The sequence below is a fragment of the Nocardia sp. NPDC051990 genome (genome assembly GCF_040680755.1).
Lineage (GTDB): Bacteria > Actinomycetota > Actinomycetes > Mycobacteriales > Mycobacteriaceae > Nocardia.
Genome location: NZ_JBFAXH010000001.1, coordinates 691884 through 704025 on the forward strand (window position 1 = coordinate 691884; position 12142 = coordinate 704025).

Here is a 12142-nt window from a genome sequence, read left to right on the forward strand (position 1 = left end):
CCCAGGAGGTAATGCGGTGCAACCACAATGGGTGCCGACCGAATCAGATATCGCGAAGGCGCGCATCACCGACTTCGCCGGGTTCGTGGCGGCGCGCACCGGAAGGTCCGCACCGGATTACCGGTCGCTGTGGCAGTGGTCGGTCGACGATCTGCCGGGCTTCTGGGCGGCGCTGTGGGATTACTTCGAGCTGGGCCCGATCGCGGGCGAGGTGCTGGCGAGCGCCGAAATGCCGGGCGCACAGTGGTTTCCGGATACCCGGCTGAACTATGTCGATCAGGTCGTACGGCAGTCTCGCACCGATCGGCCCGCCATCGTCGCGGTGACCGAGGACGCTCCGGTGCGCGAGGTGTCCTGGAGCGAATTGATCGACAGCACCGCGGCATTCACGCGCACACTGCGCGCGCTCGGCGTGCGGCCGGGTGATCGAGTGGCCGGATACCTGCCGAATATTCCGGAGGCGGTAATCGCCTTTCTGGCCACCGCGAGCATCGGTGCGGTGTGGAGCGCCTGCGGTCAGGACTATTCACCCAAGGCCGCATTGGATCGGCTCGGCCAGCTCGAGCCCACCGTGCTGATCACCGCCGACGGCTACCGGTTCGGCGGCAAGACGCATGACAAGCGCGACGATATCGCGGCACTGCGGGCCGGGCTCGATACCGTCGAGACGACGGTCGTCGTCTCCCAGCTGGGACTGCCGGTTTCGGACACACTGGCCTGGACCGAGGCGGCCACCAGTACCGAGGCCGTTGTCATCGAAACCGAGACGGTCGATTTCGACCATCCGCTGTGGATCGTTTTCTCCTCCGGCACCACCGGACTACCCAAGGGCATCGTGCACGGGCACGGTGGCGTGCTGCTGGAGCACCTCAAAGCCGTTGCGCTGCAAGCCGATATCGGACCCGACGATACCTTCTTCTGGTACACCAGCCCGAGCTGGATGATGTGGAACTTCCAGGTCGCCGGATTGCTGGTCGGTGCGACCATTGTCTGCTACGACGGCAGTCCCACCTACCCGACTCCGGATGCGCTGTGGCATATCGCATCCCAGGTCGGCGCGACCGTCCTCGGCACCAGTCCGGGCTACGTGCTCGCCTGCATCAAGGCGGGTGCGGTGCCGCGCACCGACCACGATCTCACCGCGCTGCGGCAGGTCGGCATCACCGGTTCCGCACTGCCGCCCGCATCGGCGATGTGGTTGGGCGACAATATCGGTGACCACGTCCAGATCGCCTCGATCAGCGGCGGCACCGATGTGGTCTCCGCCTTCATCGGCGGCGCGCGGACCGTACCGACCTGGCCGGGTGAGCTCTCCGCGCCCTACCTGGGTGTCGCGCTGGAGGCCTTCGACGCCGGCGGCAAGCCGGTCCGCGACGAGGTCGGCGAGCTCGTCATCACCAAACCCATGCCGTCCATGCCAGTGCGTTTCTGGCGCGATCCGGACGGAATCCGTTACCACGAAGCGTATTTCGACATGTTCCCCGGCATCTGGCGCCACGGCGACTGGATCACCATCACCGAACGCGGCAGCATCGTGGTGCACGGCCGTTCGGACTCCACCCTCAACCGGCACGGCATCCGCATGGGCAGCGCCGATATCTACCAATCCGTCGAACGCCTCGCCGAAGTCACCGAGGCCCTGGTCATCGGCGCCGAACAACCCGACGGCGGCTACTGGATGCCGCTGTTCGTCACCCTTACTCCCGGCACTGACCTCACCGACGACCTGAAAACCCGCATCAACACCACCATCCGCACCGAGCTCTCCCCCCGCCACGTCCCCGACGAAATCATCGTCGCCCCAGGCATTCCGCACACCCGCACCGGCAAGAAACTCGAGGTCCCCATCAAGAAGCTCTTCCAGGGCGCCGATCCGGCCCGAGTCGTCGAACGCAGCGCCGTGGACAGTCCCGAACTACTCGACTGGTACGCCGCCATCCGCCCCACTCGGAACTGAACCGACAGCTATCGGCGCGGAGAACACCAGCACGGCTCATGCACTCCAGAGCATGAGCCGCCTACGATATCTGGACAACCCGGATGTGCGGATTCTTTCGCTACCACAGCGGTTCTGCCGCTTCGGCACTAGCGTCTCGATCGCCAGCGAGAGCAGGAAATCTCGCTGCAGACTCGGCCACAGCACGCAAGTATCGAGAACGACGGCGAACACGCGACGATTGTGTCAGCCCTTGGCCTTTCGTCGCGCTGCCACTGCACGGCGGGCTTCCTTCAAGCGCTGGCGAACCACTTCGGGATCGTCGGTGTCGTCGATGTCGACGCTGGTCGCGGCAAGTACTGCGTACTTGCGCTGCCGGTGTTCTTCTTGATAGCTCAGGACGTCGTGCAGCCGTACCCGTCGCCGGTTGCCGACTCGCTCTGCAGGCAGCTGTTCGTTTTCGATCAGCTTGACCACAGTAGGGCGACTAACGCCCAACAAGTCGGCGGCCTGCTGCGTGGTCAAGCTCATGCTATGCGGCGCGACCGTGACCGCTTTGCCAGCCTGCATTGCTGCCACTACCTGCACCAACGCCTCGTGCACTTCCTCCCGAGTTCGGCCGCATGTCAGCCGCATCCACCTGCGCAAACCAGACCGACCTGGACAGCCGGGACGGTCGAGGGTGTCGATACCATGGCCGCATGAGTGTCGACAACCGCGGTACGGCGCGCAAGGCGGTCAGTGGCGACTCGGCACCGCGGGAGATTCGGCGCAGGCCGAAGAATCGGCGAGCTCAGATCGCGGCGGCCTCGGCGGCTGCGTTCGGTGCACTGGGCTATCACAGCGTGAGCATGGATGACATCGCATCCGGACTCGGCATCAGTTCGGCAGCGCTGTATCGGCACTATCCGAGCAAGTACGCGCTGTTCCGCGAGGAATTGCTGCGGGTGGGCCGGGTCATGACGGAATCGGTCGAGTTGCCGGAGGCGGCGGGCCAGGGGATGATAGCCGACGGAGTCGGCGGGGTGGGTGAATTCAGGACGCCGGAGCGGCGGTTGCGCCATGTGCTCGATGCCCTGATCCGCGTCACGATCGAGAATCGGTCGACCGTCACCCTGGTGCGCTGGGAGGGCCGCTATCTCGAACCGGAGGATCTGACGGTCCTGACCGACCAGAAACTCGCCGTCGTCGACGCGATCGGTATGCAATTGGCCGCATTGCGACCGGAACTTGCCGAGGATGAGCTGCGGGTGTTGTGCGCCGCCCTGCTCAGCGTGATCACCAGCATCGCCGATCACCATGCCGGCCTGCCCGCGAAATCCCTTGCCCGGCTGTTGACTTCGGCCTGCTGGTCGATCGTGCCCGCCGAGTTGCCCGTGCTGGAAGTGAATGTCGAACTGCCGGCGGCGGCGGAGATTCCGGATTCGTTCAAACATGAGCTGCTGCTACGCAAGGCCGTCGAACTCTTCCACGATCGCGGCTACCCGAATGTCAGTGTCGAGGAAATAGCCACTGCCGCAGGGCTTTCCGCCGCTTCGGCGGTGTACCGGTTCTATCGGGGCAAGAGCGATCTGCTCGCGGCCGCATTCCGACGGGCCGCCGACCGGGTTTCCGGCGCGATCGGCCCGGCGGTGGCGGCGACCGCCGATGCCGAAGAGGCACTGACCACGCTGATCGAACAGTACGTCGACGGTTCGTTCTCCGAACGCGAGTTGTTGTTCGTGTATTACACGGAGTTCCAGCATGTTCCGAGCGACGAGCGCACCGTGCTGCGAAATATCCAGCGACTCAACGTCGAGGAGTGGGCGCGGCTGCTGCGTGATGTGCGACCGGAGCTTTCCCCCGCCGAGGCCCGCTTCCTGATCCACGCGGCCTTCGCATTGGTGGTCGATTTGGGACGAACCTTCAGCACCGAACCGATCGTCTCCCCGGCCCGGGTTCGATTGCTCATGCAGCTGGTCCTGTTCGGCCGCCCGGCCCGCTCGTAGTCTGCCCCCTTACTCCGATCCGCCGGCTATCGCCGTGCCCCGCATATGTTAGTGCTCATTCTCAATCATTGAACTTGAATTGCCAATGCAATAAGCAAATTATAGGTTATTTGTGATCTTCCGTTCATTTCGATTTCAGCCCTGGGAAGAGGCATCGAGTAAACGTCCGGTTGGGCTAACATCGCGGGATGGATGCCGAGGATCGTCGCGCAACCGAGCACGCGACCGCAGGCCGCACCACGCAATCGCGCGAGGTGCGCCGCCGCCCGCGCGACCGACGAGCGCAGATCGCCGCGGTCTCTGCGGAGGCCTTCGGCTCGTTCGGCTACCACGGCGTGAGCATGGAGGACATCGCCTCGCGCCTCGATATCAGCTCTACCGCACTGTATCGGCACTATCCGAGCAAATACGCCCTGTTCCGAGAGGAGGCGCTGCGACTGGCCGGACTGAGTACCGAGGCCGTGCGCCTGCCCGAGCAACTACGCGACCGGCCCGCCGCCGAGCGCCTGGACCACATCCTCGCCGCCCTGATCGCGGCCTCCATTGCGAATCGCCGCAGCGCCGCACTGCTGCGCTGGCAGAACCGCTATCTGGAAGACGCCGATCGCCAGATCCTCATCGATCACCTGATCACCACCGATTCGGTCGCCCGCGAACTGCTGGCCGAGACCCACCCCGAGCTACCCGACAGGGACCGCACGGTACTCTCGGCCGCCGCGATGAGCGTCATCGGCAGCATCTCCGATCATCATGTCGCGGTGCCCGTGCGCGCGTTGGCGGCCCTGCTGCGCTCGGCCTGCCATGCGGTAACCGCGTGCGCTCTGCCCGCGCCCGGCGATGACACCGAAGCCCTTGGCGCGAAAGAGGTTCCACTCACCTTCAAACACGAGCTGTTGCTGGTGCGGGCCATCGAACTGTTCCATGAACACGGGTATCCCAATGTGAGCGTGGAGGATATCGCCAATGCCGCGGGCCTACCCGCCTCCTCGGCGGTCTATCGCTTCTACCGCAGCAAGGGCGACCTACTCGCCGCCGCGTTTCGTCGTGCGGCAGACCGGGTTTCAGCCGCCATCGGACCCGCCATAGCCACATCGGATACCCCGGAACAGGCGCTGACCACCCTGATCGAGCTCTATGTGCAGGGTTCCTTCGCCGAGCGCGAGCTGACCTTCGTCTACTACGCGGAGATCAGCAATGTGCCAACGGAGGATCGCACCGTCCTGCGAAATATCCAGCGGCTCAACGTCGAAGAGTGGGCCAAGCTGCTCATCCGCGTCCGGCCGGAACTCACCGCAGCCGAATCGCGGGTGCTCGTGCATGCCGCGCTGGCACTGGTTGTCGACCTCGGTCAATGGCTCGGCCCCGATAACCCGCTGTGCTCACAGACTCGCATCGCATACTTGATGCGAGTCATCCTCTTCGGCCGTTGATCGCGGCTCGGTCGCCGAATCTCGAACGGTCGGCGTCAGCGCACCCGATGCATATTCCGCACATCCGATTGTCGAGCTGCCAGATGACGTGCAGTCCATCTCAGCAGGTCGCAGGCGCGGGCTCGCCGCGCACCCGGCCCTCGAGCCACGTCAGTACCTCGGGGGCGCCCATTACCGCCGCGGACAAATGCTCGGGTGCGGGCACCTCCAGCGTCTGCAACCGCACCCCGGCATTGCACCAATGGCGGTTGGTGCCGTTGATGGCGTCGATCGGAACCAGCGGATCGGCCGGCGAATGCCATTCGAACATCGGTATTTCCGGCACCCCGGGATACAGCTCCAGACTGTTGTCCTCCACCACCGACCGGGCGACGCGACTGTCGACCCACGAAGTGGTGGTGACGTAATCGCCAGCGCTGCCATTGGCGCCGACGGCGAGGATGTCGTTGGTGCAGCTGTTGGCCATGGCGCCACGGAGATCGAGGCCACGCTGGTTGAGAACCGAGCTGGTCTGCAACTGGTCCGGATACTCCCGCTCCAGACCGATCGCCGCTGCCATGGCCAGCCCGAAGGCCGGGTGCGGCGCGAAGCCCAGCGCCTGCGCCATCTCCACCAGGTTCATCGGGGCGCCGCCGATGGCCGCGCCGGCGAGCTGCAGCTCAGATGCGTACGACGGCTGCAGCGCTGCCGCCCATGCGGTGGCCAATCCGCCACCGGAGTATCCGGCCAGCGTCACTGGGCTGTGCTGCATGGCGAGTTCGGGCAGCCGTTTCACCGCCCGGATGCCGTCCAATACAATCTGGCCACCCAAACGCGCTGCTCCGAAGGCGAACTGCGGTCCGAGATGATCCGGCATCGCGATACTCCAACCCTGCTGCAGCACCGCATTCAACATCCCCACCGACGCCGACAGATTCAGATCGCCACTGTAGAGCGTGTGCGATACCGCGCACTCGGTACCGAGCGAATTGATGAAATGCTGATACGACAGCAACGGCGCATCGGGCTGATGGAAGAGTGGGGTAACGACCGTGGTGGTCGCCGCGATCGGCGCACCGTGCGAGTCGGTGGACCGGAACTTGACCAGTGTGGCGGTGGCGCCGGGGAAGAGAGGCACCGGCGGCAATCCCCGCACCTCGAGCACGTCACCGGGGCTGTGCGCCCCCAGATCCGCCGGGGCGGCGTAGAACGGATCCGGATCGGGCACCGGATACAGCGGCGCCGCGATTGCCGTCGGCGCCAGCAGCAGCGCGAGTGCCACACCCCCGAATGCACCGAGGACACGGGACCAACCGCGGCGCATGCCGCGGGGGAAAAATAGAAACAGACGAGTCACGATCTATACCTCCACGAGTTGTGCGGGGCATCCGTCGACTAGCCAGGCCGCATTACAGGCAACTGATGGCAAACTTACAGCGACACGCCGCCGAGGGAGCGAAATACGACGAAAATTGGTCAGCTGCCCGATCCCGCCACCGAAGTCGGAGATCGCCTCCGCGAGCGCTCGAGCTGGCATGAAGAACAGCTCCGCGATCTTGCCGGGCAGCCCTTGAGTGAACCAGAGCAGGTGTCGCCGCCGCACTCCGGCAGGACCATTTCCGCAACCAACACCGATGTCGAGCGACTTCAGCAACCAGCCCGACACACTAAGACGCGCGTACGCCAGCAGTGCGTTAACGGTCAGCGCGGATCGAGTGCAGTGCGACGCAGGACCGATCCGGCTGCCACCACCTGATCCGAGCTGGACAAGCGCCTAGCCCGAGCGAGCACGCCACATCGCATCAACGATCGTCTCGATATCGGAATGCTTTGACACCCAACCCAATTGGCCCACAGCCTTGACCGGATCGGCAACCAGCGAACTCGGCTCCGGTACCGCTGGACGATGAATGAGCGGCACGCGACGTCCCGAGATCTTTTCGACCGCGGCAACAACGCCGCGAACGCTCGTGCCCCGGCCGCTACCGATGACGTACCGCTCGGTCGCGCCCGGCGGCGGCAGGTGTTCGAGTCCGGCAACGAACGCGTACGCGGCATCGGAAACGTGCAGGTAGTCCCGGACAGTGGTGCCGTCGCCATTGACCTCCAACGGTTCATTCCGTGCCGCGGCGGTGAGCACCCGCGGAATGAGCCGGGTGGGGTCCGGATCGCAGCCGCCCGCCACATTGAACAGCCGAAGTACGACAGCGGCGGCGGCATGGGTTTCGATGACGGATTCGGCAGCCAGCTTGCTGGTCGCATAGGGATGTGGCGGGTTATCGGGCAGTTCCTCGGTGATCGGTCGGCCGCTGACATCGCCGTAGATCGCACCGGTCGAGGCGAATACGAGCCGCGGCACCTCGGCGGTCGCCATGGCATCGAGCAACGCGATGGTCCCGGCGGTATTGACCCCGAAGTACCGGAGCGGGTCGGCCATCGACTCCCGCACGCGGGTCAGCCCGGCCAGATGACATACCGCGTCAATGCCGTCCACGGCTCGCTGGAGAGCCTCGGAGTCGAACAGGTCGGCAACTCGAATCGCAGTGGCAGACACGATGTTCAACCGCTGCGAGTGCACCATGGCGACAGTGTCGTGCCCAGCCTCGGTCAAGGCCGAAACGACGGCTCGGCCCAGGTAACCCGCCGCTCCCGTGACAAGTACGCGCATAGCGCGAGCCTATGAAAGGCCCCATGTTGGTGGCCATTTGAGTCCCCGGTGGCGGACAACGGTTTTCCACATCGGGAGCTGGGCAAAGTTCCAGCTCGAGATTTGCGTTACTCCTCTTTGTTCGATGGGCGTGCCGGAGACAGGACGATCCGTACATTGGCGGCGTCGTCCGGCGAGCCAAGATCCACTTGCATGAGCCATGTGCCTGGTGCGTGATGTGTGACCGGGGAAGTTCCAAGAACGGAGTCGGTCGAGACGATCACGTGCGGATTCAGAGTGCCCGGCCATCGGTGTTGCCGGTGGGTCAGCTGGCGAGAACGTCGTGGGTGAACTCGGTGAGCTGGTGAATGGTCCCGTTCCGGCGGCCGGGCTGCAGGAGCCGTCCCGGGCTGAAGGCCGAGGTTGACGCAACCTGTCGGTTGCAATAATATTGCAACCAGTGAGTTGCTACTTATGGAGGTGATTATGGGATTTCCCGATCGCATCGAGCGGACGATCGAGCTGGCACACCCGCCGGCGAAGGTGTGGACGGCACTGACCACGGCCGAGGGGTTGGGCACGTGGTTCGGCAATGAGGCCGGCATCGAGCTGCGCCCGGGCGGCAAGGGGTGGATGCGCTGGAACGAGGGGGGACACGTCGCGGACATGCGGGTGGAGCGGGTGGAGGAACCGCACGTATTCGGGTTCACCTGGCATATCTTCGGGCTGCCCGAGGAGGATCCGCGCCGCACCTATGTGGAGTTCATGCTCGAGCCGGTGGCGGCGGGTACACGACTGACCGTGGTCGAGTCCGGTTTCGCTCAGCTCGCGGAGGATGCCTACAAGGCGGCGTTCGAGGGCAACACCCGCGGCTGGCAGAACGAGCTCGGTGAGCTGGCCGGCTACCTCGATGCGGCCTGACCAGGAGGCGATTGCCGAGCAGGTCTTCGTGGCCTTGGCGGACCCCAGCCGGCGTGCGATCCTCGCCGCGCTGGCGTCCGCCGGGCCCACCACGGCGACCGACCTGGCGGCCCGGCTGCCGATCACCCGGCAGGCGATCGCCAAGCACCTGGCGCTGCTGTCCGAGGCCGGGCTGGTGACCGCGGAGCCGGGAGAGCGCCGCCGGGTGCGCTACCGACTATGTTCCGCGCCGATGCAAGTGGCGCAACAATTCCTCGCTGCGATGGCGCGTGACTGGGACGGCCCACTCGACGCGTTGAAGAACATCCTCGACCGGGCCTGATCAACAATCCGAAATCGAACAGGAATATCGCTATGAAGACACCGGAGATCGTTTCGCAGAACGAGTGGGAGGCAGCGCGTCTGAAGCTGCTGGTGCAGGAGAAGGAGGTGATGCGGGCCCATGACGCGCTGGCTGCCCAGCGCCGCCGCATGCCCTGGCTGGCCGTCGACAAGCAGTACGTGTTCGAAGGATCAACGGGCCCGGTGAGCCTGCTCGAGCTGTTCCAAGGCCGCCGCCAGCTGATCGTGTACCGCGCATTCTTCGAGCCCGGCGTGCTCGGCTGGCCCGATCACGCCTGCCGCGGCTGCTCCATGATGGCCGACCACGTCGGCAATCTCGCGCACCTGAACGCCCGCCACACCACGCTCGTATTCGCCTCGCGCGCACCGCAACCCGAGATCGAGAAGGTGCAGGCCCGGATGGGCTGGACGGGGATCCCGTGGTACACCATCACCGACGAGTTCGATGTGGACTTCGGCGTCGATGAATGGCACGGCACCAACGCCTTCATCCGCGAGGGCGACCGGGTGTATCGCACGTATTTCATCAACCGCCGTGGCGACGAGTACTTCGGAAACACCTGGAGCTACCTGGACATGACGGCCCTCGGCCGCCAGGAGGACTGGGAGGATTCGCCCGAGGGCTACCCCCAGACACCGGCGTACGAGTGGTGGAACTGGAACGACGAGTACACCGCCACGGTTGACGAGACCGCCTCGGACTGGCTGGGCAAGGTCGCCGGCGCCATCGACAGGGGCGAAGCCGGCCGTCAGCAGAAGGAAGCACCGCACGACTGCTGCGCGCACCCGGTGCAGTGATGCACTACCCGTCAGTCCCCGCCCGGTCCCGAGCGGGCCGGGCGGGAGCGGCCCTGTCACTGCTCTCGGCGACTCTGCATGCCGCCTGCGACGGAACCCATTGCACCGCAGTGTGGTTGGTTGTCATGCCGGCGTTGATGTCGCTGGGCTGCCTGTGGTGCGCCTGGCACCTGTGGACCCGGCCGTCCCCCGGGGCCTGGGCCATGACCGCGGCGATGAGCAGCGCAATGCTGGTGCTGCACTGTGCCGTCCCGATGCCGGGCGCTGTGATGCACTGGGCTTACCTGGCCGCCCTCGCCGATGTGACGCTGTCCGGCGGGATGCTCCTCCGCGCCTGGTGCGGGTTCGGCAGGCTGTTTTCAGGATGCGGCAGCGACCGGTTCGAGTGGGGACGGCGTGTAGCACGATGGCATTGGCGGCGCGGCGGCGACATCACCCACCATAGCGGCGTTCTTCATCAGGGACACAGGGCGTGCGAAAGCATGGTCGTGAGATCGGGCATGGCTTTCGGCGACTTGGTGTAGGCGTAGGTCACCGCCCTACCATCGGGCGTCGCGCCGGAGACGGTGACGAATCCGGTGATGCCGCCGGTATGCCCGACATACTCTGCGCCACAGGGCAAGTGGGTCGAGTCGATGCCGAGCCCATAGTTCATATCCGCCTGTCCCATCGGCACACCGGTCCGCATTTCCCGCAGTTCGGCGGCCGGGACCACCTGTCCGGCCAGCAGCGCCTGATAGAAGCGGTTCAGATCATTGCCGGTGGCGACCATCGCGCCCGCACCCCCCGGCACCGACGGTTCGATGCGTGACACATCGGTGACCACACCGTCGATATCGGCGTACCCCTTGGGATGTGGGCCACGGATATCGAGTTCGCCCGGTCCCGGCAGGTAGGTGTCGTCGAGCGCCAACGGCCGCAGGATGCGCCGATTCAGCTCATCGACATACGGTGCGCCGGTGACCTTTTCGATCAGCACGCACGCAACGAGGTAGTTGGAGTTGCTGTACTCGAACCGCGTCCCCGGCGCGAAATCCGCTGGCTTACTCAGGGTGATCGCGAGTTGCTCCGCCGGAGTCATGGTCCGTCCGTCCACCGCCGCTTGATACTCATCCACCCGCGGATCATCGGCGAACTCCGGCAGACCACTCTGGTGCCGCAGGATCTGGCGCACCGTGATTACCCGCCCATCGATCCCCTCCCCACGCAACACCCCCGGTAGATAGGTATCGACCGGCTCATCGAGCCGAATCTTCCCCTCTGCCACCAACTGCAGCACCACCGAACTGACAAATGTCTTGCTGATACTGCCGATCCGCACGCGCTGCGGCGGCTCGACTGGAATCGGCGCGCGGGTTCCGATATCGGTAACACCACTGGTGAGGGTGACCGTCTGCCCGTTCTCGGTCAGCGTCGCGATCATCCCGGTGATCCCGTCCGCCACCGCCCGATCGATATCTGCCTGCACCGCTTGAATCCGATCAGCCGAAACCTCCACTGGCGCAGCGGGATCCGCCGAACATCCCGCGAGCAGAGCAACCACACCAACAGCAATACCTACCGTCACAAGGCGCATGCCTCGACGCTAGTGATACTTCCCGTCCCGCACATCGGGGTCGCTCCCGGAGATCTCCCTAGGGAGGCCCCCTGGTACCACCGGGTGATCTTCTGCCGCTCAGATATGAATCGAGCTGTCCGGTATCAGCCAATCGTCCTCGGTGGAGGTGACCTGACGGCTTCCTGGCCCCGGTGGGAAGCTGGCTCGGATGATCGGTGATACCCCGCGGCACCCGGGCCAGGGGGCGGGGCCGCACCGGCCGGCAGGGGGGATGTCCGTACCGGTGCGCCCCGCCTATTCAGTTGGCCTCGGGCTGCATCGCGGTAATGAGTGAATTGGGACGCATGTCCAGCCAGTGGGCCTCGACGTACTCCAGGCAGGAGTGGCGCGTGGCCGCGCCGTAGGCGATGGTCCAGCCGCCGGGGACGGCGGCGAAGATCGGCCACAGCGAGTGCTGGCCCTCGGCATTGATCAGGACGTAGTACTGGGCGCCATCGTCGTCGAAGGGGTTGGTCATCTGGTCGGCCTTCCTGGTGGGAGTGT

The 12142-nt window shown here is 65.3% G+C and carries 11 protein-coding genes and 1 pseudogene; 6 read left to right on the forward strand and 6 right to left on the reverse strand.

Annotation, left to right across the window (positions count from 1 at the left end):
• Positions 1–16 precede the first annotated feature (16 nt).
• The gene (locus AB0L63_RS03145; RefSeq protein WP_364493669.1) at positions 17–1957 is read left to right on the forward strand and encodes an acetoacetate--CoA ligase; all 1941 of its coding nucleotides are present in this window, start codon (positions 17–19) and stop codon (positions 1955–1957) included.
• Between the two features lie 141 nt (positions 1958–2098).
• Here AB0L63_RS03145 and AB0L63_RS03150 read toward each other — a convergent pair.
• Positions 2099–2170, reverse strand: a pseudogene (locus AB0L63_RS03150) (PIN domain-containing protein); the annotation flags it as partial.
• Positions 2171–2182: 12 nt separating this feature from the next.
• A complete protein-coding gene (locus AB0L63_RS03155) occupies positions 2183–2524 on the reverse strand; it encodes a helix-turn-helix domain-containing protein (protein ID WP_364493671.1) in 342 nt (113 codons plus the stop codon).
• A gap of 113 nt (positions 2525–2637) precedes the next feature.
• Between AB0L63_RS03155 and AB0L63_RS03160 the strand changes: the two genes are divergently transcribed.
• Both AB0L63_RS03160 and AB0L63_RS03165 read left to right on the forward strand, forming a co-directional pair.
• Entirely contained in the window at positions 2638–3924 is a 1287-nt protein-coding gene (locus AB0L63_RS03160; RefSeq protein WP_364493673.1) for a TetR family transcriptional regulator, read from the forward strand.
• 188 nt (positions 3925–4112) lie between these two features.
• Entirely contained in the window at positions 4113–5354 is a 1242-nt protein-coding gene (locus AB0L63_RS03165) for a TetR/AcrR family transcriptional regulator (RefSeq protein ID WP_364493675.1), read from the forward strand.
• A 100-nt stretch (positions 5355–5454) separates the two neighbouring features.
• On the opposite strand, the gene AB0L63_RS03170 is transcribed toward AB0L63_RS03165, so the two are convergent.
• Complete coding sequence (locus AB0L63_RS03170) at positions 5455–6690, reverse strand: lipase family protein (protein WP_364493677.1); 1236 nt, start codon at positions 6688–6690, stop codon at positions 5455–5457.
• Between the two features lie 417 nt (positions 6691–7107).
• Complete coding sequence (locus tag AB0L63_RS03175; RefSeq protein WP_364493679.1) at positions 7108–8001, reverse strand: NAD-dependent epimerase/dehydratase family protein; 894 nt, start codon at positions 7999–8001, stop codon at positions 7108–7110.
• 465 nt (positions 8002–8466) lie between these two features.
• Here AB0L63_RS03175 and AB0L63_RS03180 point away from each other — a divergent pair, with 465 nt between their 5' ends.
• From AB0L63_RS03180 to AB0L63_RS03190, 3 genes are read left to right on the forward strand one after another with little or no spacing between them, the layout of a single operon-like run.
• The gene (locus AB0L63_RS03180; RefSeq protein ID WP_364493681.1) at positions 8467–8901 is read left to right on the forward strand and encodes an SRPBCC domain-containing protein; all 435 of its coding nucleotides are present in this window, start codon (positions 8467–8469) and stop codon (positions 8899–8901) included.
• Positions 8891–9223: a metalloregulator ArsR/SmtB family transcription factor gene (locus AB0L63_RS03185; RefSeq protein WP_364493683.1), complete on the forward strand. Its 333-nt coding sequence runs from the start codon at positions 8891–8893 to the stop codon at positions 9221–9223. Before AB0L63_RS03180 ends, AB0L63_RS03185 begins: the two co-directional genes overlap by 11 nt.
• Before the next feature lie 32 nt (positions 9224–9255).
• The gene (locus AB0L63_RS03190; protein WP_364493685.1) at positions 9256–10041 is read left to right on the forward strand and encodes a DUF899 domain-containing protein; all 786 of its coding nucleotides are present in this window, start codon (positions 9256–9258) and stop codon (positions 10039–10041) included.
• A 457-nt stretch (positions 10042–10498) separates the two neighbouring features.
• Here AB0L63_RS03190 and AB0L63_RS03195 read toward each other — a convergent pair whose 3' ends face one another.
• The gene (locus AB0L63_RS03195) at positions 10499–11617 is read right to left on the reverse strand and encodes a serine hydrolase (protein WP_364493687.1); all 1119 of its coding nucleotides are present in this window, start codon (positions 11615–11617) and stop codon (positions 10499–10501) included.
• Between the two features lie 280 nt (positions 11618–11897).
• The gene (locus AB0L63_RS03200; RefSeq protein WP_364493689.1) at positions 11898–12116 is read right to left on the reverse strand and encodes an MbtH family protein; all 219 of its coding nucleotides are present in this window, start codon (positions 12114–12116) and stop codon (positions 11898–11900) included.
• Positions 12117–12142: the final 26 nt, after the last annotated feature.

What these genes read in the sequence shown, in the direction of transcription:
- AB0L63_RS03160 (WP_364493673.1), top strand. Translation starts at nt 2,638, where the DNA reads ATGAGTGTCGACAACCGCGGTACGGCGCGCAAGGCGGTCAGTGGCGAC.
- AB0L63_RS03165 (WP_364493675.1), top strand. Translation starts at nt 4,113, where the DNA reads ATGGATGCCGAGGATCGTCGCGCAACCGAGCACGCGACCGCAGGCCGC.
- AB0L63_RS03175 (WP_364493679.1), bottom strand. Translation starts at nt 8,001, where the DNA reads ATGCGCGTACTTGTCACGGGAGCGGCGGGTTACCTGGGCCGAGCCGTC.
- AB0L63_RS03180 (WP_364493681.1), top strand. Translation starts at nt 8,467, where the DNA reads ATGGGATTTCCCGATCGCATCGAGCGGACGATCGAGCTGGCACACCCG.
- AB0L63_RS03185 (WP_364493683.1), top strand. Translation starts at nt 8,891, where the DNA reads ATGCGGCCTGACCAGGAGGCGATTGCCGAGCAGGTCTTCGTGGCCTTG.
- AB0L63_RS03190 (WP_364493685.1), top strand. Translation starts at nt 9,256, where the DNA reads ATGAAGACACCGGAGATCGTTTCGCAGAACGAGTGGGAGGCAGCGCGT.
- AB0L63_RS03195 (WP_364493687.1), bottom strand. Translation starts at nt 11,617, where the DNA reads ATGCGCCTTGTGACGGTAGGTATTGCTGTTGGTGTGGTTGCTCTGCTC.
- AB0L63_RS03200 (WP_364493689.1), bottom strand. Translation starts at nt 12,116, where the DNA reads ATGACCAACCCCTTCGACGACGATGGCGCCCAGTACTACGTCCTGATC.